Genomic DNA, 20,542 nt, shown 5'->3' with positions numbered 1-20,542 from the left:
CGGGCCACCACCACGTGGACGTGTTGCATCCATGTACGCATTCTCCCCGGCCACAGCCGGGCTGGAAATCGTCATCTTCGAGTTGATCCGTATCTCGCCCTGCAAGCGGGTTGCTATGAACCACTGGACTCAACTCACCCTGACACGCAGGGCATTGCGATACTGAGGCTCTAGTGCCGGGTCCGTCGCAGCGGTCTCAAGGATCACGGCGCCGTTCGTTGCGGAGAGACGCGCGAGCGCAATGTTGTCAGGCGTGTTCGTCTCAATGTGCTCGGCATGAGCTGCGAGTTTGTAACTGTCACAGAGTCGTTCCTTGGCGTCGGCTTGCTGCGCGGCTGTGTAATGCGGCGTTGACGCGTCAACTGAACGGATCAGCGCAACGATCGCCAAGAGCAATGCAGCGACTGACAGCAACGCAGCAAGCGCCGAGAACACCGAAGTGGACGGCCGGGGTGACTGAGCGGGGTGCTGTCTAGGCCCTGGAGGCGGGGTTATGGTCACAATGCGGAGGGTAGACCCCAACGCGATTTCACATTTACATCCTGGTTGGGGTGTTCGCTCGGCAGGCGGACTTCGTGGCGCTAATTAGTGTGGCACCGGCGGGCGCAACCGGGCCGGTGATTACGTCCAGTCCAAGCGTCGGCTGTGTGCGGTCGCGGTGTTCGAATCGGACCGGCACATCTCTCGCTCCAGTTACTCTGCCCGGAGCACCGCGGTAGCGTCAGCAGGCGTAGCCCTCGTAGAAGCGGGCTAGTCACCGCAGAGCTGCTGCAGCGCGCGCGCATTAGCGTTGGTATCGGCGAGTACCGTCTCAAGCTCCGGGTCTCCTGGATCTTTACCAGTGGCCACCGCAACGAGTTTCTGGTACGTGAGCGCGAGAGCCCGGGCCGCATCGCGATACTGAGGGTCTAGTGCCGGGTCCGCAGCGGCCGTCTCAAGGATCAGGGCCCCGTTCGTCGCAGAGAGACGCGCGAGCGCAACATTGTCGGGCGTGTTTGTCTCGACGTGTTCGGCATGAGCTGCAAGCCGGTAACTGTCGCAGAGGCGCTTCTTGGCGTCGGCTTGCTGCGCGGCCGTGTAGTGCGGCGTCGATGCGTCGGCTGAACGAGTCAGCGAAATGATCGCCACGATCAACGCGGCGACCGACAGCAACGCAGCAAGCGCCGCGACTATCGAAGTGAACCGCCGGGGCGCCTGAGCGGGAGGCGGTGTGGGCCAAGGAGGCGGTGTCGAGGTCACACTTGGGAGGGTAGACCTCTACCCGACTCCAGGCCCTAGATCCAGGCGTCGCAATAGGCGGGATCCCAGGCAGGCGCAACCCGATCCCCAGGGGACCGGGTTGCGCCTGTCCGCCTGGCCTTACCGCCCCAACGGCTTGTAGAAGACCAGCCCGTTGCCCTTGTTGTCGTAGACCACGGCCCGGCGCTCGTGGGCGTCGTCGTAGGGGCCCTTCACGATTCCGCCGCCGCTGGCCTCGATGGCTTTCGCCGCACCGTCCACGTCGTCGGTCTTGATGCCGACCACCACCTGCCCGTGGATCGGGTGGTCCACCGCAGTCGCCAGCGCCAGCGTCACCGACCCGCCGTCCAGGGCCGCGAAGTGCGCGCCGTCGCGAAACTTCAGCGGCATGCCCAGGGTCTCGCTGTAGAACTTGATCGATTCGTCCAGGTTGTCGGTGGACAAGACGATCATGCGGATGTCGTGGTCGCTCACTGCATACCTCCTGTGTATTCGATCCCGATCCAGGCTAAGCCCGGATACCGTCAGCGGGTGGGTAAACGCCTCGCCGCTTTGGTCATCACGCTGGTCATCGTCGCACTCCTGGTCAACACGGTGATCACTGACCGGATCACCCGCGGTGCCGAGCCATTCGCGCAGGGGCGGGTGCTCGATCTGTCCGGCCCGGATCTCAACGTTCGCGAGTACGGCTCTGGTTCAGACCATGCCATCGTGCTGCTGCACGGCTATTCGGCGTCCATCGAGTGGTGGGAGGCGGTGGCGCCGGCACTGGCACAGGGCTCTCGGGTGGTTGCGATCGATCTGGTCGGCCACGGCGGGTCGGAGGCCCCGAGGGACGCGGCGCCCTACAGCGCGGAGGGCCAGGCCGCCGCCATGCGCCAGGCACTCGGTGCGCTGGGTGTGCGCCATGCGGTGCTGGTGGGGCATTCGACCGGGGGGTTGGTGGCCACCGCGTTGGCCGAGGCCGCCCCAGACCTGGTGGACCGCGTGATCGTCTCCGACACCCCCGCCGCGCTGGGGATGACCGCCATGCCCGCACTGGGCAACGCGGTGTGCTGGCTGGTGGTTGGTCCCGCGCTGGACACGTTGCGCCGCCTCGACGCCGTCGACAAGAGTTCGTTGCAGACCGGGTTCGCGGCCGATTTTCCGGTTCCCGCATTGGCCTACCGGTCGTTGAAGCGGATGACCCACAACGCATTGTGCGACGCCAAAGCCGCGAGCCGGATCAACGAACAGCGGGCGGTGGCCGACCGCCTGGCGGGTCTGGGCAAACCGGTGCTGGTGGTGTGGGGTGACAGCGATGTGCTGACCCCGACCGCCCCGAACGTCGCGCGCTATCGCCAGGCCGGCCTGCAGCCGGTCGTCATCGCCGGATCGGGGCACAGTCCTCAGCTGGAGAAGCCGGACGAATTCCTCTCCGCGATAACGCCTTTTGCACAGGCAGCTCGCCCGAACTAGGTCCGCCATGTCGCGCGTGCCACGCGGCGGAAGTTGCTGCCCAGGACGGCGTCGATGTCGGAGTCTGCCCAGCCGCGTGCCGAAAGGTGATCCCGCAGGCCCAGCCAGGTCTCGGGGGGCATCCACTGGATCGGTCCCCAGCGGGTGTAGCTCTCGTCGAACAACTGCGGGTTGGCCAGCATTTCGGCGTTGAAGTCGGCGTGGTCGAAGGAGTAATCGGTGCTGACGCCGACGTGCTCGACGCCAACCAGTTCGACCGCGTACTCCAGATGGTGCGCCAACGCGTCGAGGGTTGGCGTGTTGGGGCCCAGGAAGATTCCCACCGCGGTGATGCCGACCACCCCGCCTGTGGCCGCGCACGCCCGGGCTTGATCGTCCGTGATGTTGCGGGGGTGATCCCACAACGCCCGCATACACGAATGGCTGTAGACGACTGGGCCGTTCGAAACCGCGCACATGTCCAGGCCGGTGTGGGTGCTGCAGTGGGAGCCGTCGGGAACCATACCCACGGCATTCATCTCGGCGACCAGTGCGCGGCCCCAGGCGCTCAGTCCTTCGTCCGCGGTGTCCAGACAGCCGCTGCCGGCGCGGTTGGCGTGGTTGTAGGTGGGCAACAGGGTGCGGACCCCGTGCTGCGCCAGCACCGCCAGGTTGCCCAGATCACCGTCGAGCGGGTTGGAGTCCTCCAGGTCGAACACCACCGCGATGCCGCCGGCTCCGGTGATCGCATCGACGTCGCTGACGGTGCCGGCCGCCGTCAGATTCGGGTGGTGCTCGATGGCGCGGCGAAAGTGCCGCAGCAGGGCCAGGGTGTCGGCCAGGCGCTGCGGGGTGTAGCCCGCGTTCACCGACAGCAGTGCGCCGCCGGTGCCTTGGTAGCGGGTCAGCGGGTCCACCTCGGCACCGTCCTGCAGTGGCAGGCAGGTGTGCTGGTCCCACAACAGGGTGCTCATGGCACTGATGTTGCTCTGCGTGGCGGCCGAATGCGACGCATTAATGTAGCCCCATGGCAATCGATTCGCGGTCCGCGTTGAAGTCCGACATCCCCGCCCTGTCGCAGGCGCTGGGGCGCGCGTTCTACGACGACCCGGTGTCGATGTGGCTGCTTCCCGATGACGAGGCCCGCACCGCCCAGTTGGCGACGTATTTCGGCACCTCCACTCGGTTTCATCACCTGGCGGGCGGCGGTGTGGAGGTGGCCGAGGACGGTGCAGCCATCGGCGCGGCTGCGCTGTGGGACCCTCCCCACGGTTGGAAGCAGTCGATCTGGTCGCAGCTGCGAATGCTGCCATCCCTGGTCCGGTCCTTGGGCTTCCGGCTCTCAGCGGGCCGTGCCCTGACCGACCTGTTGGATGCTCACCACCCCGAGGAACCGCACTGGTATCTGGCGGTGATCGGCAGCGACCCCTCGGTGCGGGGACGCGGCTTCGGCCGGGCCGTCATGCAGCCGCGGCTCGATCGCTGCGATGCCGAACTGTGCCCGGCATACCTGGAATCCAGCAAGGCGGAAAACGTGCCGTACTACGAGCGTTTCGGTTTTCGGGTGATCGGTGAGATCAACGTCCCCAACGGGGGACCCACGCTGTGGAAGATGTGGCGGGAACCGCAGACCCCCTAGGGGGCTCGGTCAGTCGCTGACCGAGCCGCCCAGCCGCTCGGCGGCGGCGATGTAGTCCTCGACGAACTCGAACACGACATCGCGGGCTGGCTTCACCTTGTTCATCAGGCCGACACCTTGGCCCACGAAATAGGTGGAAAGGGCTTGGGCCCCAGCGTGTCCGGTGGCGGCCAGCTTGTCGATGCGGCGCAGGGTGGGCTCGGCGATCATCGACTGCAGCGGCAGCGGCAGTGTCGGGTGACCCTTTTCGTTGGGCCGCCAGGCGTCGGTCCAATCAGAGACCAGTTGGCGAGCGGGCTTACCGGTGCGACCGGTGGAGCGAATGGTGTCTCGCGAGGTGGCCGCGAGCATCTTCTGCACGGTGTGCGGCGCCGTTTCGGCCTCTTCCGTCGTGAGCCACACCGAACCCGTCCACGCGCCGGCGGCGCCCAGCGCCACACAGGCTGCCATCTGTCGACCGGTGACGATCCCGCCGGCGGCAAGCACGGGCACGGCGTTGTCGATGGCTTCGATGACTTCGGGAACGACCACCAGGGTGGAGACTTCGCCGCAGTGGCCGCCGGCCTCGGTGCCCTGGGCGACGATCAGGTCGACACCGTGGGCGACCTGCTTCAGGGCGTGCTGCTTGGCGCCGACCAGGGCCGCGACCGGGATGCCGTGTTCTTTTCCGGACTTGATCATGTAGTCCGGCGGCACGCCGAGCGCGTTGGCCATCAGGCGGATGGGATGGGCGACAGCCACCTCGAGCAGTTGCTCGCCTTCGTTTCCGGCGAGCAGGGCCGACCCCATGCGCGGCCTCTCGTCGGGATCAATGTCATGCTGCGCCAGCAGGTCTGCGATGTAGGTCTTGTACTCCGCGGGGATCCGGTCGGACAGTTGCCGGCCGGACAGGTTCTCGCCCTTGCCCTCGAATTTGGCGGGCACGATGATGTCGATGCCGTAGGGCTTTCCCTTGACCTGCTCATCGATCCAGGTCAGTTCCTGGTCCAGCTGCTCAGGGGTGTAGGCGGCGCCGCCGAGTACTCCGAAGCCGCCGGCGTTGGTCACCGCGGCCACCACGTCGCGGCAGTGGCTGAAGGCGAAAAGCGGGAACTCGATGCCGTACTGCTCGCAGATGGGGGTCTTCACGGTATCGCCGATCCTTTGGTGAATGGGGGTCGCGGACGTTGCCGGCCCGAGGGGTGAGGAACTGCCGCGACGCTATCGCAGCACTGGCGAAGAGGCGCAGCCGGTGTGGCTTCCGACCGTAACAGCGAAGCCGCCAGGTCTGTGACCTGGCGGCTTCGGTGTGCAAAGAGGGTCAGGCCACCAAGGCGTCGAACAGACCCGAGAGATCGAGACTCTGACCGGAGAACAACGAGTCGATCCAGGTGGCGTCGGCGTCTCCCGGAGGAGGGGGCAGCGGCGCGTCGGTCGGTGCGATGACCCCGGCTCCCGTCAGGTAGGCAACGCCGCGGGCCATCAGCTGGAGCGCATCCACCGTCAGGCCACCGAAGAACTCGTTGATGTCCTGGCCGAACTCCGCCAAGCCACTGATCAGGAAGATGTCCTGGTCGACGATCGCCTGCAGCGCCTTGTCGATGTCGTTGACGACGCCGTTGAGCAGGTACGGAATGGTGGCGACGACGGTGCGCAGGCCCAGAGCCAGGTCGTTGCCGATGTTCGGGTAGCCATACATCGCGATCGCGTCGGTGAGCGACTGCTTGAGGTCGGTCGGCTCGACGATTCCGTTCAACACGTTCGGGTCGAACGCCATCGAGACGCCGTCGAAGTCCGAGCGCAACGGGATGCCGAACAGCGACAAGATCGTGGGCGTGATGTCGGCGATCGAGTAGTTCAGGTTCTGGTTGCCGTCGGTGGCGTCGGCGCCGGCCTGGTCGAAGATCACGAACTGCGTGGTCTCGTTGGGCGACTGGAAGCCGTGTCCGAAGCCCAGCGACATCTGGTGGCCGTGGTCGGTGGTGATGATGATCGACCAGTCGTCGCCGGTCTCGCCCCGGGCGTAGGCGACCGCGTCCAGAATCTGCTGGATGTTGGCGCCGACGTTGATGACGGCCTGGGCGTACTCCGCCGACCCGCCGCCGTAGGCGTGGCCGGCCTCGTCCGCCTGCACCTGGTAGGAGAAGATGAACTGGTCGATATTCGGGTTGGTGGTGGTCGACAGAATCTGAGCGATCGTCAGTTCCGTCACCTCTGAGTCGGTGTCGGCCCAACTGTCCTGGAACGGGACGTACAGGTTGTTGTCGGCCGGGTAGCCGCCCGCCTCAGCCATGTCGTTGATGTAGTCCCAGTCGGCGATCACCGTGGTTTCGATCTCCGGCTTGTTGTACTCGATCAGGTTGAACACGGTGGGCCAGGCGTTGTACGGCTGCGGGTAGAAGACGTTGTTGATCACGCCGTGCTTGTCGTCCCACACCCCGGTCAGGATGGTCGACCATGAGGGCCCGGAGATCGTGGTGTGGTTGACCTCGGTTGCGGCCCCGGTGATGCCCTGGTCCATCGCGGTCTTGAAGCCGCTGCCGTCGGTGTAGGCGTATTCCAGGATCTTGGAGAGGTTGGTGCCGTCGGTGCCGATCAAGAGCACGTGCTCGGCGGCCAGCAGCCAGTCGGTCGTTGTCGCCGACAACCCCACCGGCGTCCCGACGGCTGCTCCCATACCGGCAACCAGGCCGGCGACGGCCACCCCACTCAGAATCTTCTTGCCTGTCATCACGATCGGATTCCCCCATCCAAGTTCGGCCGGCCAATTGATCGCGACACTAGCAGTTACCCAGAGAAAACTCAGCTTTCTTCCCAATTTTGCTCATGTGAGCAGGAGATTGCTGAGGGAGAGGCCCGGTATTTCACCGGACGGCACAGTTGCCGACTGGGATGTATCAGCCCGTCACAAGGTCGAGGTCAATGTCTAGGTCGACCACTGGAGGCACGTCGACGACGCCCAGGTCGACGGCTCCCAGGTCGGGGGCCAGGAAGTCCAGCAGTGACTCCAACGGCACAGTGAAGTCGGCGCTGCTCGGCAGTGGTGGGTCGATCGGCGGGACGACGCCGGCCCCGGTCAGGTATGCGATGGCGCGGCCCAAGTCGTTTGCCACGTCGACTACCAGCCCACCGACGGTGTTGAACACCCACTGGGCGCCCTGGGCCAGCGGGCTGATCAGGAAGATGTCCTCGTCGATGATCGACTGCAGGAAGTTGTTGACGGGCGGGAAGGCCCAATCCCGGAGGAAGTAACCGGCACCGCCGGCCAGCGCACGAAGACCCAGCATGAGGTGGGTGCCGATGTCGGGGTAGCCGTAGGAGTTGATTGCGGCCTGCAGCGCCGTCCGCAGGTCATCCGGGATGACGGTGCTGTTGAGCAACTCCGGGTCGAGCTGCATGGGGGTGCCGTCGAAGTCCGCCCGTAGCGGGATACCGAAGGCCTGCAGGATCGTCGGCGCGATGTCGACGGTCTGGTAGGCCAAGTTCTGGCCTCCGGCCTGGTCCTCGTTCCCGGCCAGCGACAACATGATGAAACCGGTCGTCTCGTTAGGTGACTGGAGTCCGTGTCCGAGGCTGAAGCCGGGCAGGTCCGGATTCGCCTGGTGGCCATGGTCGGTGGTCAGGATGATGGTCCACTTGTCGCCGGTGGCATCCTCGGCCGCGGCCACTGCCTCCAGGATCGCCCTGATGTTGGCGCCGACGTTGATGACGGCCTGCGTGTACTGCTCCGACTCGGCGCCGTAGGAGTGTCCGGCATGGTCGACCTGGGACTGGTAGGCGAACATGAAGTTCGAGATTTCCGGGTTGTTGGTGGTCGCGAGAATCCGGGAGATGGTCTCTTCGGCTGTCAGCGCGTCCATGTCGGCCGAGGTGGCACCCCCGGAAATGCCGATGATGTTGTCGGCCGGGTAGTCGCTTAGCGCGGCCATCTCGGTGAACAGGCCCCGGCCGGAGATCACCGTGGTCTCGATTTCCGGTCTGTTGTACTCGATCAGGTTGAACACCGACGGCCAGGTTATGTATGGCTCCGGACGGTAGATGTTGGTGACGATCCCATGTTTGTCGTCCCACACCCCGGTGAGGATGGTCGACCACGACGGCGTGGACAGCGTCTGGTGGCCGGTGAGGCTGGTGACGGCGGTGATGCCCCGGTCCGCCAACATCCTGAAGCCGCTGTCGTCATCGAAGGCGTGCTCGAGGATCTTGTCGATGCGAGTTCCGTCGGTGCCGATCAGTAGCACGTTCTCGGCGGCCAGCAGCCAATCGGCGGTCACCGAAGACAGGCCCAGCTGCGTTCCTGCTGTCGCGGCCGCCGTTCCAGCAACCAGGCTGGCCACGGCCGTAGCGCACAGAAACTGCTTGACCTTCGTCACGATCGGGTCTCCTCGTTGAAGTGGTTGATGTGGCTGCTGCCCGATTCTTCGGATCAGCCCAGCAGGGCGTCGAAGTCGAACACCTGGGACAGGTCGGCGACCAACTGGGACAGGTCGGAGAAGTCAGCACTGCCCGGCTGCGGCAGCGGCGCGTCGGTGGGCGCGATGACGCCCGAGCCGAGCAGATGCGCGATTCCCATGGCCACTGTGTTGGTGATGCTCACCGAAAGACCGCCGAAGAATTCGTTGATGTCCTGGCCGACTTCGGCCAGCCCGCTGACCAGGAAGATGTCCTGGTCGACGATCCCCTGCAGGAATGCATCGATCTGGGTCATGAACTTGTCGATGAAGTACGGCACGGACCCGACCACCGTCCGGATGCCCAGCTCGATGTCGTTGCCGATGTTCGGGTAGCCATACATCGCGATCGCGTCGGTGAGCGACTGTTGGAGATTGACGGGGGTGACGATGCTGTCCAGGACGGTGGGGTCGTCCGCCAGCGAGACACCGTCGAAGTCCGAGCGCAACGGGATGCCGAACAGCGACAAGATCGTCGGGGTGATGTCGGCGGTCGAGTAATTCAGGTTCTGGCTGCCGTCTGTTGCGTCCTGGCCGGCTTGGTCGAAGATCACGAACGAGGTCGTCTCGTTGGGCGACTGGAAGCCGTGGCCGATGCTGAGACCGGGCAGGGTGACTGTCTGCTGGTGGCCGTGGTCGGTGGTGATGATGATCGACCAGTCGTCACCGGTGAGCTGCTGCACCGCGGTGATCGCGGCCAAAATCTGTTGGAGGTTGCCCCCGAGATTGATGATGGCCTGCATGTATTCTTCGGAGCCGCCGGCGAACGAGTGCCCCGCATGGTCTGCCTGCGACTGGTAGGAGAACAGGAAACTCGAGACGTCATCGGGGTTGTTCGCCGTGGCTTCGATCTGGGCGATGGTGAGCGCGGTGACCAGCCCGTCGCTGTCGGCGGGACTGTCCTCGGGGCCAACGAAGATGTTGTTGTCCACCGGGTAACCGCCGGCCTCGGCCAATTCGTTGAGGTACTCCCAATTGCTGACGATCGTGGTGTTGATCTCGGGCTTGTTGTACTCGATCAGGTTGAACACCGACGGCCAGGCGTTGTAGGGCTCGGATCGGAACACGTTGTTGAAGACCCCGTGCTTGTCGTCCCACACGCCGGTGAGGATGGTCGACCACGAGGGCCCGGAGAGCGTGGTGTGGTTGACGATGCTCGCGGTCCCGGTGATGCCCTGGTCCATCGCGGTCTTGAAGCCGCTGTCGTCGTTATAGGCGTATTCGAGGACCTTGGAGAGGTTGACGCCGTCGAGGCCGATCAGCAAGACGTGCTCGGCCGCGAGCATCCAGTCGGCGGTCACCGTCGACATGCCCGCCGGAGCTCCCACCGCTGCGCCCGTGCCCGCAACCAGGCTGGCGACCGCTGCACCGCACAGATACTGCTTGACCTTCGACACGATCGATCTCCCTCGCCGGAGTTACTCGGATCACTTGGCGGCGATGCTAGCAGTTTTCGCCCAGGAAAAATTAAGCTAAGTGGCCGCATGCGCTCATTTGCCCAGAAAGTTACTGAGGAATCTGGCTTAACCGCCCAGGTGCGGTGTCGGCCTGCTGCCCCGCCCGCTGTTGCCGAGCCGGAATTTGGCTGCACGACACGCGGCGGGCTTGGCGCCAGATTCCGGCTCGACGGTGAGGCGCGGAAACACACGGGGCTAACGGGGTGCGTGGTGGAGGTGTGGCCGGTGGGGTGGTGGCTGTCAGCGCCGCCCCACCCACTGCGGCCGAGCCGGAATTGCGCTGCACGACACGCGCTGAGCGCGTCGCGAGATTCCGGCTCGGCAGTAGGGGAGACGCCGGGCGTCGTCAGAGCCGGCGGGGCACGCCGATCAGGGCTTGCTGCGCCAACCGCCTGCGGCGACCGCGATCATCCGGAGTTGTTTGATGGCAACCTGCTTGATCTCGGCGAGCGTCTCGGCGTCGGGGGCGTCGTCGATGGCCTCGGCGTTGACGATCATGGCGTTGACGAACAGGCCCGCCAGGACGTTGAGATCTTCGGCACTCCACTCGTTGAATGCGGGGAATCGCGCTAGGTCGGTGGCCAGCTCGGAGGTGATCAGCCGGATCTCCGTGCGAATCGCATAGCGAAGCACGGTCATCCCGCTGAAGCGCTCCCGGTTGATGAAGCGCCAGTGCTCGCGGCGCGACGCCACGCTGTCGACCAGGACCTCCACGGAGGACTCGATGACCCTGCTGGGGTCCACTCTGCCGGCCCGGGCGTCGCGCAGCGTCTCGCGCAGCGCCCGAAACGATTCGTCGATGAGCACCAGGCCCAGGGCATCCATCGACTCGAAATGGCGGTAGAAGGCGGCCGGCACGATGTGGGCGGCGCGTGTTACTTCACGCAGGCTCAGCGCGCTGAAGCTGCGTTCTTCCAGCAGGGTGAGCGCCGCGTTGATGATGGCGCGCCGGGTGGCTTCCTTGCGTTCTTCGCGTGAAAGGCGCTCCGGTCGCTCAGTGCGGTCGTCACGGGAAGGCCGCTCGGGCCGAGGTGGCCGCGAGCGCCCAGTTCGAGTGTTCGGCGTACGAGTGTTCACTGTTGTGAAGCGTAACACAACCGGCAAAAGACCCTTGACTAGTCGTGAACAAGTGTTCACTGTGTACATATGTTCACTCAAACTTTGACGCGGCGGGTCCTGGGCTCCAGCCTGGTCGACCTGCTCACCGGTCCCCACGGGGTCGACCGCTACACCGAGCTGGTGTCGCCGACGTGGACCCAGAACGACGCGCGCGCCCGGGTCGTCGCAGTGCGGCGATCTACCCCGCGCAGCGTGACTCTGCTCCTGGAACCCAACGACGCGTTTCCCGGCTTCAAGGCGGGCCAGCACGTCAACCTGTCGGTCGACATCGACGGACGCCGGCGCACCCGCTGCTACTCACCGGCCAGTGCCGAGGGCCAGCGGCTCCTCGAGCTCACCATCGGCCGCCACGAATCAGGCCTGGTGTCTGAGTACCTGTACCGCAACGCCGAACCCGGCATGGTGGTCGGCCTGGACGGGGTCGGTGGCGACTTCGTTCTTCCGGCGATCCGCCCCCGCCGGATTCTGCTGATCTCCGGCGGCAGCGGCATCACCCCGGTGATGTCGATGCTGCGCACCCTGCAGGCCGAGCAATATGCGGGCCGGGTGACCTTCATCCACTACGCCCGCACCCGCGAAGAGGCCTGCTACCACGACGAGCTCGCCGCCATGCCGCGAGTTCAGGTGCTGCACGGCTACACCCGCAGCCCGGAGCACGGCGACCTGCAGGGGTACTTCAGTGCCGAGCATCTGCGGGCCGCCATGCCCAACCCCGACGCGGTTTATGTGTGCGGGCCGCTGGCCCTGGTGGCGGCGGTGCGCGAGCAGTGCCCCGAAGCGGTCTCGGAGAGCTTCGTTCCTCCGGAATTCGCCGCACCGAGCGAACCGTCGGGCGGGCGGGTGACGTTTCTGGGCAGCACCGTGTCGGTGGTCGACGATGGTCGACCTCTGCTGGAACAGGCCGAAACCGCCGGTCTGACACCGGCCAGCGGATGCCGAATGGGCATCTGCCACAGCTGCACCTGCCGCAAGACCGGCGGCACGGTGCGCAATCTGATCACCGGGGCCGTTTCCTCCGCGGAGGGCGAAGACATCCAGATCTGCGTGTCGGTGCCCGTCGGTGACGTCGAAATCGACCTCTAGACAACCAAGGAGCCAACCATGACTCAGTCAGTTCTCGAGCACCCCCGAACCGAGCAGTCAAAGAAGCCGGAACAGTCGCAGGTTCTGAAGCGCGCGGACCTGCCGGTTGACCTCGATGCCTTCGGCGCCGAACTCGATGCCCTGCGCCGGAGCGTTCTCAACGACCTCGGCGAGCGCGACGCCGACTACATCCACCGGATCATCAAGGCGCAGCGCGCCTTGGAGGTTGGCGGGCGTGCCCTGCTCTTCTTCAGCATCATTCCGCCGGCCTGGCTGGCCGGGACGGCGATGCTGGGCTTGTCGAAGATTCTCGACAACATGGAGATCGGCCACAACGTCATGCACGGTCAGTACGACTGGATGAACGAACCGGCGTTGTACGGCAAGCACTTCGAATGGGACACCGCCTGTCCGGCGGACCAGTGGCGGCACTCGCACAACTACATGCACCACACCTACACCAACATCGTCGGGATGGACCGCGACGTCGGCTACGGCATTCTGCGGATGAGCGAGAAGCAGCCGTGGGAGCCCTACTACTTGGGCAACCCGTTGTACGCCTTCTTGCTGATGGTGCTGTTCCAGTACGGCGTCGCGGTGCACGAGCTGGAGGCCGAACGCCTCCGGGCCGGCGAGATCAAGTTGACCGACAAGCGCGAAATGCTCCGGGAGACCTGGCAGAAGGTGCGCCGCCAGACGCTCAAGGACTACGTCGCCTTCCCGCTGCTGGCGGGGCCGTTCGCACCGCTGGTGTTCGCCGGCAACATGACCGCCAACCTGATGCGCAACGTCTGGGCGTACATGATCATCTTCTGCGGCCACTTCCCGGACGGCACACAGGAATTCACGGTTGAAGAAGCCGAGAACGAGTCACGCGGAATGTGGTACTACCGCCAGATCCTCGGTTCGGCGAACCTGACCGGCGGCAAGTTGTTCCACATCCTGACCGGCAACCTGTCGTTCCAGGTGGAACACCACCTGTTCCCCGATCTGCCGGCGCACCGGTACGCCGAGATCGCCCCGCAGGTCCGCGAGATCTGCGAGCGCTACGGGGTCGCCTACAACGCCGGCCCGCTGCGCAAGCAGTTCGGCAGCGTGGTCCGCAAGATCTGCAGGTTGGCGCTGCCCTGGACCTGAGTCAGCTCCGGGGGCCCAGCAGCGCGATCGAGGCGACGATGGCGGGTTCGGTGATGACGCCGATGTCGTCGCCGTCCTCGACGGCCAGCGCGGTCAGTTCCCGCAGGCCGCCCAGCAGAATCACCGCCAGGGCCGGACTCAGCGGCGGCAGGTTCGCGCGGCGAAACCCCGGACTGCCACTGAGCTCGATCAGCAGGTTCGACATCAGCTCCAGGCCACGGCGCTGGGCCGGCCGGGCCACCTCGCCCAGGGACGGCATATCGCGGATCCAGCTCAGCGTGATCGCCGGGCGGGACCGGATCTGGGCGACGTAGGCCTCGACGGCCTGGCGGATCTGGACCTGCCAATCGGCCTGCGGGTCCACCGCGGTCCGGATCCGCAGCGCCAACTCCTCGTTGTCCACCCGCAGCAGCTCCAGCAGGCACTCTTCCTTGCTGGCGAAGTGGTCATAGAACGTGCGTTTGGAGGTGCGGGCCGCGCGCACGATCTCGGCGACCGTGCTGGCCCGATAGCCGCGCTCGGCGATCGAATCGGCCAGGCCGTCGAGCAGCCGGCGCCGATAGGGGTCGGCCGCGTCGGCCACCGCGGGGGTGTCGATCGCAGGCACCGTCATCGCCGCACCTCCCTGCACTCAAGCCTTGCCACACGTTGGTACTTAAGAGTACCGTTGCCCGCAAGCATTTGGTACGCAGTGGTACCAAGACCACGTCGGGAGGCGTCGCATGACCCACACCGTTGTCCCCAGCGCCGCGGGCACCGTCAACACCGCCGAGGCGCCGGCGATCAACCTGCCGCCCGGCGGCGCCCGCAGGTCCAAATTGACCGCCGGCGTGCTGTTCGTCTTGTCCCGGCGCCGGATGCTGCAACGGATGACCCGCAAATACGGGGCCGCCTTCACCGTCGATGTTCCGATGTTCGGGCCGGCCGTGATCCTCACCGACCCCGAACTGGCCCGGCAGGCGCTGCTGACCAACCCCGAAGATCTCGGCAACATCCAGCCCAACCTGTCGCGGATCCTCGGCTCGGGTTCGGTGTTCGCGCTCGACGGTGCGGCGCACCGGCGCCGCCGCAACCTGCTCAGTCCGCCGTTCCACGGCAAGCGGGTGCGCGGCTACGAGCAGATCATCGTCGAGGAGACCCTGCGCGAGATCGCCACCTGGCCCATCGGGAAGCCCTTCGAAACGCTCCGCCCGATGAACCGGATCACCATCAATGTGATCCTGCGGGCGATCTTCGGAGCCGAGGGAGCCGAACTGGACAAGCTGCGGGTCGGCCTGCCCAAGTGGGTGACGCTGGGTTCCCGCCTTGCGGCACTGCCGATCCCGATCCGCTCCTACGGCCGGTTCACCCCCTGGGGCCGGATGGCCGCCTGGCGCGCCGAGTACGAGGTCGTGCTGGACAAGCTGATCGCGGATGCCCGATCCGACCCCGACTTCGGAAACCGCACCGACGTGCTGGCCCTGTTGCTCAGCAGCACCTACGAAGACGGCGCAGCGATGACTCGCCAGGAGATCGGCGACGAGTTGCTGACCCTGTTGGCCGCCGGGCATGAGACCACGGCCTCGACCCTGGCCTGGGTCTTCGAGCGGCTGAGCCGCCACCCGCAACTGCTCGACGAACTGACCGCCGAAGCCGACGCCGGCGGAAACTCGTTGCGGCGTGCCACCATCCGCGAAGTACAGCGCGTGCGCACCGTGATCGACTTCTCCGGACGCCATGTGTACGCGCCCAGCATCCAGATCGGTGAGTGGGTGATTCCCCGCGGCTACTCGGTGATCGTCGCGATCAACCAGGTGCACCAGAACCCCGCCGCGTTCGATGATCCCGACGGTTTCGACCCCAAGCGCTACCTCGACGGCAGCCCGTCGGCCTTCGAGTGGATGCCCTACGGAGGCGGCACCCGGCGCTGCCCGGGCTCGACGTTCGCCAACCTGGAGATGGACGTGGTGCTGCGAACGGTGTTGGAGCGCTTGACCATCGAGCCCACCAGCGCGCCGGGGGAGAAGTTCCATTCCCGCGGCGTGGCCTTCACCCCCAAGAAGGGCGGCCGAATCACAGTGCGCCCCCGGAGCTGACCCGCTAGCTCTGCGGTTGCAGCTGCCAGTCCGGCCGGATGTAGTGGCAGGTGTAGCCGTTCGGGTAGCGCTCCAGGTAGTCCTGATGCTCGGGTTCGGCTTCCCAGAAGTCGCCGGCAGGACTGACCTCAGTCACCACCTTGCCCGGCCAGCGGCCGGAGGCGTCCACCTCGGCGATGGTGTCCAGCGCGATCTGGCGCTGCTCGTCGTCGAGGTAGAAGATCGCCGAGCGGTAGCTGGGTCCGATGTCGTTGCCCTGCCGGTTGCGCGTGGTGGGGTCGTGGATGGCGAAGAAGAACTCCAGCAGCCGGCGGTAGTCGGTGGCGGCGGGATCGTAGGTGATCTCGATGGCCTCGGCGTGATTGCCGTGGTTGCGGTAGGTGGCGTTCGGGACGGTGGGGTCGCCGGTGTAGCCGACTCGAGTGCTCACCACGCCGGGCTGCTTGCGGATCAGGTCCTGCATGCCCCAGAAGCAGCCGCCGGCCAGGATCGCTCTCTGCAAATTGGTCATGCCTCGATTATCCGCAGCTATTCGCGGCCCGCCAGCAGATAAGAGCGGTAGCTGGTCAAGACCGCGCTCGGCTCGCGGTACGGCGGCGCCTGCTCCGTGAGCTCCGGGAACCGGTCGAACAGCGCGCGTAGTCCCAGCCGGATCTGCATGCGGGCCAGCGGCGCGCCCAGGCAGACATGCGGGCCGAACCCGAATCCCAGGTGGCCGGTCTGCGACCGGGTCAGGTCGAGCCGGTCGGGGTCGGGAAACACCGCCGGGTCGCGGTTGGCGGCTGCGAGCCCGAGCAGGATCGGGGCACCGGTTTCGATCACGGTGTCACCGATCTCGATCGGAGCGGCGGCCACCCGGGAGATCATCAGCGCCGGGCTGATCATCCGGACCAGTTCGTCCACCGCGTGCGGGGAGTCGGCCAGCAGGCTGCGCTGCTCGCGCTGCTCGATCAGCAGCGCGGTGGCTCCGGTCAGCACGGCGGTGGTGGTGTCGTGCCCGGCTGAGAGCAGGAAGATGGCGTTGTGCAGCAGCTCGTCGTCCGACACCGGCAGCCCGCTGGTGGCCACCACGGACAGCAGATCGTGACCGGGGTCGGCCCGGCGTAGCACCAGCAGATCGGCGAGCAGGGCCTTCATCCCGGCGGCGGCCTCGTCGGCGGCGGTGAACACCGTGCGCGGGGCCGCCGGTTCCAGGGCCGCGATCAAGGCCATCGACCAGGCCGCCAGGTTGTCCAGTTCGCTGTCGGGCACCCCCAGCAGGGTGGCGATCGCCCCCAGCGGCAACGGCTTGGCGAACTCGGGCACCAGGTCGAAGCCGCCCGGGTCCAGCGCGGCCGCCAATGACCGGGCGCGGGCGTCCACTTCGGCTTCGAAAGAGGCCAGCGCCCGCGGCGTGAACGCCCGCGACAGCGGGGCGCGCAGCCGGCGGTGGTCGTCGCCGGACCGGTAGAACAGGTTGTGTTCCACGTGGGTCAGATACGCCCGCCCCGGTTCGAGCTTGTTGCGGTAGAGGTTTCGCCGGTCGGTGCTGACCCGCTCGTCGCGCAGCATCGCCAGCACATCGGCATACCGGGTGAGCACCCACAGCCCCTGGCTGTTGCGGTGCACCGGGTCGGCTTCGGCGAACCGCCGCTGATACGCCAGCGGATCGACGTGCAGCGCCGGGTCGCGGAAGTCGAAGTCGAGCGTGGCCATCAGGTGCGTTCGGCAATCCAGGACGCCACCAGGTCGGCGCAGACCGTGCGGCTGTCCGTCGGCTGCTCCAGGTAGTGGTCGCCCGCGATGAAGTGCAGCTGCTTGTCGGTGCTGGCCAGCGAGTCGTAGATGTGCTGGGCGTCGCTGGGGAACACCCCGGTGTCCGCGGTGCCCTGAATCACCAACGACGGCAGCGTGATCCGGCCCAGGTGCGGAGCGCCCTGGCAGAACGACGTCTGCAGGCTCCACATGGACAACCAGGTCCGCAGCGTGCAGTGCGCGGCGATGTTGTACGGCGCGCGGTTGGCGCGGCGCGGGTCACCCAGGTAGCACAGGTTCAGCGGTCGGTCCGACGGGTCCAGTGAGGCGTCGAGATAGCGCGGGTCGGCCCACACCCGATGCACCGAGAAGGCCCGGTCGTAGGTGCCGCCGGCCTTGAGCCGCTTGAGCTCCGCCTGCGCCCACGCGGTGATCCGGTCGTTGCGGTCGCGCTGGGCCTGGCGGTAGCGGGCGATGAATTCCGGGGTGTAGGGCGGCGAGTTCTGCTCGGCGTACATGTCCAGCGACGGATCGCACGACAGCGGATCGGTCTCGTCGGTCACCGACGGGTCCATCCACGCGGTCAGCACCTCCGGGCGCCCGGCGTGGGCCTGGGTGGAGACGTAGAGGTCGGCCGGCGGCAGCGCATTGACCGCGTCGGGCACCGGACCGCCGCCGACCGCGGTGATGTGCGGGTCGACCGCCTGCGACTGGTAGGCGGCCATCAACGATCCACCGCCGGAGTTGCCCAGCAGGACGATCGTCTCGACGCCGGCCTGTTCACGCAGCCACTGCACCCCGGCCGCGATGTCGAGCAGCGCATGCTCGAGCAGGAACAACGACTCGCCACTGCGGTAGCGGGTGTTCCACCCCAGGAAGCCGTAGCCGCGTTCGGCGATCAGCGGCGCCAGGTAGTGCTCGGCGAAGTCCACGTTGTAGTGGCTGGCGATCACCGCCACCTTCGGCTTGGTGCCGGCCGGAGTCCAGTACAAGCCCTGGGCCGGATGGTAGCCGGCCGGGTTCACGCCCGCCGATGCCGAAGTGAGCGAGACGAATTCGCGGGTCACTGCCACTGCATTACTCCTTTGATCATGAATCCTGATCGCGCCAGCTCACCGAGCGATACCAGGTGTCGGTGAGCGTTTTCACCGCTGCTTCTTCGTCCAGTTCGCGGCCTGCGACGTCGCCGCCGGCCACCAGCCAGACATAGGTGAAGTTGTTGAGCATGGACACGATGGCGGACCCGACCAGCTCGGGGTCGGCGCCGGGCGCATAGCCCCGGCGCTGCGCCATGCGCACCGTCTGCGCCACCCAGTCGATCGCGTCGGCGCACATGTCCCGCCAGCGCTGGGCGAACTCGTCGTTGATCATCGCCAGCTGGAACACCCCGACCATGACCCCGAGGTGTTCGCGGTAGGTCTCCCAGTGCGCCCGCACCGATTCCTCGATGATCTCGCGCAGGTCCTGGCCGGGGTGCAGTGCCTGCACCGCACGGCTTTTGGCCGAGGCGCGAAAGTCCTCTGCCAGCGACGCCAACAGGTCTTCCTTGGAGTCGAAGTAGTGGTAGAACGACGCGGGCGAGCGATTGGCGGCCGCGGTGATGTCGGTGATCGTGGTCTTGAAGAAGCCCTTCTGGGCGATCACCTCACGGGCCGCGTGCTCAAGGCGGGCCAGGGTGTCGCGGCCCCGGACGGTGGGACGGGAGGCCGACTCGTCCGCGACCCCGCCGCCCGTCGACGTCACGCCGGTTCCCCGGCGTCCAGCTCGCCCACCAGATCGGCCAGTCGGCGTTCACCGTCCGGGGTCTGGCCACCGGCGGCCAGGAAGCGCTGCATCGTCGGCACCGCCGTACCGCGGCCCAGCACCCGGGCGAACGCGGAGCGCTCGACCGCCAGGCCCGCGGCGATGTCCGGGGCGGCCAGGGTGGCCTTCACCTCGGCGATGTCGGCAAGCGGTACCGCGGCGATGCGCGTCACCAGCCGGTCCAGGAAGGGTCCGACGGCGTCCGCGTCCAACGCTCGGTTGATAAGCCCGTAGCGTTCGGCGAGGCCGGCATCGAGATCGTCGTGGGCGAGGATGACCTCCAGTGCTCGGCCCCGTCCGAGCAGGTGCAGCAGGTGTTGCGGACCCGAACCGGCTGGGATGAGCCCGAGCCCGGTCTCGACCTGGTTGAACACCGCCCGGCCGGTGACCGCGAACCGCAGGTCGAGGTTGACCAGCAGCTCCATCCCACCGCCGGCAACCCGCCCGGCCACCACCCCGACGGTGACCTGCTTCAGTGCCCGGAAGGCGCCGACCAGATCCTGGAAGGATCCGACGGCAGCCTCGGTGTTCTCGACCGAGGCGGCCAACAGCGCCAGGTCCACATGGGCGATGAAGAAGTCCGGGTTGGCGCTTTCGAGGACCACCACCCGCACGTCGCTGCCGGCGGGCGATCGCAGCCAGTTCACCAGGCGCCACAGGTCGCCCATCATGGTGGCGTCCATCAGGTTGATCTCGCCGTGGCCGATGCGCACCCGGGCGACCGGGCCTTCCTGGGCGACGGTGAGCGATGTCAGCGAATCGAGCGCCATGCGCGGCCGGTTCAGCCGAGGCGCGTGGTGGTCGAGCTTGACGTGACGACCTTGGGGTCGGCCGCCCGTTCGGTGCTGTTGAGCAAGGCGTGCGCCTTCTCCGGGTCGGCTTCGAAGCCGGGCGTGTCGCGGCACAGCTCGACCATGATGCCGTTGGGATCGAGGTAGTACAGCGAGTGGCACCAGCCGTGGTCGACGTCCATCAGGGGTTTGATGCCGGCGGCGTCCATCCGGGCCCGGACTTCGTTCTGCTTCTCCTCGGTGGCCCGGAACGCCACATGGTTGACCCAGACCGGCAACCCGTTCGGGCGCGACAGCGAGCTCGACCAGTTCTCCTTCTCCCCGACGCCGTGCAGGTCGAAGAAGGCGATGCACGAGCCGTCGCCGAGGTCGTAGAAGACGTGCCGGAAGTAGCCGTCCTGAAGGTGCTCGACCTCGGTGTGCACCAGCGGGAACCCCAGCAGGTCTTCGTAGAAGTGGTGAGTGGCATCGAGGTCGGCGCAGGCGTAGGCCGCATGGTGCAGGCCGACCGCGGGCTTGGGGGACGTCACCGGCTGCGAACCTCCTCACGGCCCGCCGTGGGCCGACGGCGTCACGGTAGCACCTGTCTCGAATATAA

Annotated in this window: 20 protein-coding genes; 5 read left to right on the top strand and 15 right to left on the bottom strand. The window is 66.5% G+C overall.

Features of this window, described 5'->3' with window-relative positions; all coding sequences use genetic code 11:
* Positions 1–750: 750 nt before the first annotated feature.
* Positions 751–1,239 (bottom strand): hypothetical protein, encoded by a 489-nt coding sequence (locus tag AWC18_RS13810; RefSeq protein WP_109560083.1) that lies wholly within the window; start codon positions 1,237–1,239, stop codon positions 751–753.
* A 120-nt stretch (positions 1,240–1,359) separates the two neighbouring features.
* A complete protein-coding gene (locus AWC18_RS13805) occupies positions 1,360–1,692 on the bottom strand; it encodes a VOC family protein (protein WP_420093339.1) in 333 nt (110 codons plus the stop codon).
* 78 nt (positions 1,693–1,770) lie between these two features.
* Here AWC18_RS13805 and AWC18_RS13800 point away from each other — a divergent pair, with 78 nt between their 5' ends.
* Positions 1,771–2,697: an alpha/beta fold hydrolase gene (locus tag AWC18_RS13800; protein WP_085139084.1), complete on the top strand. Its 927-nt coding sequence runs from the start codon at positions 1,771–1,773 to the stop codon at positions 2,695–2,697.
* Here AWC18_RS13800 and AWC18_RS13795 read toward each other — a convergent pair.
* The gene (locus tag AWC18_RS13795; RefSeq protein WP_085139083.1) at positions 2,694–3,650 is read right to left on the bottom strand and encodes a dipeptidase; all 957 of its coding nucleotides are present in this window, start codon (positions 3,648–3,650) and stop codon (positions 2,694–2,696) included. The two genes, AWC18_RS13800 and AWC18_RS13795, sit on opposite strands and share 4 nt — an antisense overlap.
* Before the next feature lie 53 nt (positions 3,651–3,703).
* Here AWC18_RS13795 and AWC18_RS13790 point away from each other — a divergent pair, with 53 nt between their 5' ends.
* Positions 3,704–4,315, top strand: coding sequence for a GNAT family N-acetyltransferase (locus AWC18_RS13790; RefSeq protein ID WP_064997916.1), 612 nt, complete (start codon positions 3,704–3,706; stop codon positions 4,313–4,315).
* 9 nt (positions 4,316–4,324) lie between these two features.
* Here the strand turns inward: AWC18_RS13790 and AWC18_RS13785 are convergent, their stop codons facing one another.
* The 5 genes from AWC18_RS13785 to AWC18_RS13765 all read right to left on the bottom strand — a co-directional run bounded on the left by AWC18_RS13785 (position 4,325) and on the right by AWC18_RS13765 (position 11,279).
* Positions 4,325–5,443 carry a nitronate monooxygenase gene (locus AWC18_RS13785; protein WP_085139082.1) on the bottom strand — a complete coding sequence of 373 codons (1,119 nt, stop codon included), beginning with the start codon at positions 5,441–5,443 and terminating at the stop codon, positions 4,325–4,327.
* A gap of 172 nt (positions 5,444–5,615) precedes the next feature.
* Positions 5,616–7,025, bottom strand: a complete 1,410-nt coding sequence (locus AWC18_RS13780) for an alkaline phosphatase family protein (protein WP_085139081.1) — start codon at positions 7,023–7,025, stop codon at positions 5,616–5,618.
* Positions 7,026–7,191: 166 nt separating this feature from the next.
* Entirely contained in the window at positions 7,192–8,667 is a 1,476-nt protein-coding gene (locus tag AWC18_RS13775) for an alkaline phosphatase family protein (RefSeq protein ID WP_085139080.1), read from the bottom strand.
* A gap of 53 nt (positions 8,668–8,720) precedes the next feature.
* Positions 8,721–10,142 (bottom strand): alkaline phosphatase family protein, encoded by a 1,422-nt coding sequence (locus AWC18_RS13770; protein WP_085139079.1) that lies wholly within the window; start codon positions 10,140–10,142, stop codon positions 8,721–8,723.
* A 429-nt stretch (positions 10,143–10,571) separates the two neighbouring features.
* Positions 10,572–11,279 carry a TetR family transcriptional regulator gene (locus AWC18_RS13765; RefSeq protein WP_064997911.1) on the bottom strand — a complete coding sequence of 236 codons (708 nt, stop codon included), beginning with the start codon at positions 11,277–11,279 and terminating at the stop codon, positions 10,572–10,574.
* A gap of 69 nt (positions 11,280–11,348) precedes the next feature.
* On the opposite strand from AWC18_RS13765, the gene AWC18_RS13760 reads away from it, so the two are divergent.
* Both AWC18_RS13760 and AWC18_RS13755 read left to right on the top strand, forming a co-directional pair.
* On the top strand, positions 11,349–12,404 hold the full coding sequence (locus AWC18_RS13760; RefSeq protein WP_085139078.1) for a ferredoxin reductase: 1,056 nt from the start codon (positions 11,349–11,351) through the stop codon (positions 12,402–12,404).
* Between the two features lie 18 nt (positions 12,405–12,422).
* The gene (locus AWC18_RS13755; RefSeq protein ID WP_234806526.1) at positions 12,423–13,541 is read left to right on the top strand and encodes a fatty acid desaturase family protein; all 1,119 of its coding nucleotides are present in this window, start codon (positions 12,423–12,425) and stop codon (positions 13,539–13,541) included.
* 1 nt (position 13,542) lies between these two features.
* Here AWC18_RS13755 and AWC18_RS13750 read toward each other — a convergent pair whose 3' ends face one another.
* Positions 13,543–14,154 (bottom strand): TetR/AcrR family transcriptional regulator, encoded by a 612-nt coding sequence (locus AWC18_RS13750; RefSeq protein WP_085139077.1) that lies wholly within the window; start codon positions 14,152–14,154, stop codon positions 13,543–13,545.
* A 109-nt stretch (positions 14,155–14,263) separates the two neighbouring features.
* Between AWC18_RS13750 and AWC18_RS13745 the strand changes: the two genes are divergently transcribed.
* Positions 14,264–15,616 (top strand): cytochrome P450, encoded by a 1,353-nt coding sequence (locus tag AWC18_RS13745; RefSeq protein WP_085139076.1) that lies wholly within the window; start codon positions 14,264–14,266, stop codon positions 15,614–15,616.
* A gap of 4 nt (positions 15,617–15,620) precedes the next feature.
* Here the strand turns inward: AWC18_RS13745 and msrA are convergent, their stop codons facing one another.
* The 6 genes from msrA to AWC18_RS13715 are packed head-to-tail and all read right to left on the bottom strand — an operon-like array spanning position 15,621 to position 20,474.
* The gene (msrA, locus tag AWC18_RS13740; protein ID WP_085139075.1) at positions 15,621–16,127 is read right to left on the bottom strand and encodes a peptide-methionine (S)-S-oxide reductase MsrA; all 507 of its coding nucleotides are present in this window, start codon (positions 16,125–16,127) and stop codon (positions 15,621–15,623) included.
* 17 nt (positions 16,128–16,144) lie between these two features.
* Positions 16,145–17,311 (bottom strand): cytochrome P450, encoded by a 1,167-nt coding sequence (locus AWC18_RS13735; RefSeq protein ID WP_085139074.1) that lies wholly within the window; start codon positions 17,309–17,311, stop codon positions 16,145–16,147.
* Positions 17,311–18,423, bottom strand: a complete 1,113-nt coding sequence (locus AWC18_RS13730) for an alpha/beta hydrolase (protein ID WP_064997905.1) — start codon at positions 18,421–18,423, stop codon at positions 17,311–17,313. The genes AWC18_RS13735 and AWC18_RS13730 overlap by 1 nt, the downstream gene beginning before the upstream one ends.
* Positions 18,424–18,439: 16 nt before the next feature.
* A complete protein-coding gene (locus AWC18_RS13725) occupies positions 18,440–19,093 on the bottom strand; it encodes a TetR/AcrR family transcriptional regulator (RefSeq protein ID WP_085139073.1) in 654 nt (217 codons plus the stop codon).
* Complete coding sequence (locus AWC18_RS13720) at positions 19,090–19,923, bottom strand: enoyl-CoA hydratase/isomerase family protein (protein WP_085139072.1); 834 nt, start codon at positions 19,921–19,923, stop codon at positions 19,090–19,092. Before AWC18_RS13720 ends, AWC18_RS13725 begins: the two co-directional genes overlap by 4 nt.
* Positions 19,924–19,934: 11 nt before the next feature.
* Positions 19,935–20,474, bottom strand: coding sequence for a VOC family protein (locus tag AWC18_RS13715; protein ID WP_085139071.1), 540 nt, complete (start codon positions 20,472–20,474; stop codon positions 19,935–19,937).
* Between the last annotated feature and the right edge of the window lie 68 nt (positions 20,475–20,542).

The organism is Mycolicibacter nonchromogenicus, assembly GCF_002101775.1.
GTDB lineage: Bacteria > Actinomycetota > Actinomycetes > Mycobacteriales > Mycobacteriaceae > Mycobacterium > Mycobacterium nonchromogenicum.
Note: the sequence above shows the minus strand (reverse complement) of the source record. Positions and strands in the feature narration are given on the sequence as shown.

Bases quoted from the DNA above. Each gene is read 5' to 3' on its own strand.
- AWC18_RS13805 (WP_420093339.1), bottom strand. From the start codon at position 1,692: ATGATCGTCTTGTCCACCGACAACCTGGACGAATCGATCAAGTTCTAC.
- AWC18_RS13795 (WP_085139083.1), bottom strand. From the start codon at position 3,650: ATGAGCACCCTGTTGTGGGACCAGCACACCTGCCTGCCACTGCAGGAC.
- AWC18_RS13790 (WP_064997916.1), top strand. From the start codon at position 3,704: ATGGCAATCGATTCGCGGTCCGCGTTGAAGTCCGACATCCCCGCCCTG.
- AWC18_RS13780 (WP_085139081.1), bottom strand. From the start codon at position 7,025: ATGACAGGCAAGAAGATTCTGAGTGGGGTGGCCGTCGCCGGCCTGGTT.
- AWC18_RS13760 (WP_085139078.1), top strand. From the start codon at position 11,349: ATGTTCACTCAAACTTTGACGCGGCGGGTCCTGGGCTCCAGCCTGGTC.
- AWC18_RS13755 (WP_234806526.1), top strand. From the start codon at position 12,423: ATGACTCAGTCAGTTCTCGAGCACCCCCGAACCGAGCAGTCAAAGAAG.
- AWC18_RS13750 (WP_085139077.1), bottom strand. From the start codon at position 14,154: ATGACGGTGCCTGCGATCGACACCCCCGCGGTGGCCGACGCGGCCGAC.
- AWC18_RS13745 (WP_085139076.1), top strand. From the start codon at position 14,264: ATGACCCACACCGTTGTCCCCAGCGCCGCGGGCACCGTCAACACCGCC.
- msrA (WP_085139075.1), bottom strand. From the start codon at position 16,127: ATGACCAATTTGCAGAGAGCGATCCTGGCCGGCGGCTGCTTCTGGGGC.
- AWC18_RS13735 (WP_085139074.1), bottom strand. From the start codon at position 17,311: ATGGCCACGCTCGACTTCGACTTCCGCGACCCGGCGCTGCACGTCGAT.
- AWC18_RS13720 (WP_085139072.1), bottom strand. From the start codon at position 19,923: ATGGCGCTCGATTCGCTGACATCGCTCACCGTCGCCCAGGAAGGCCCG.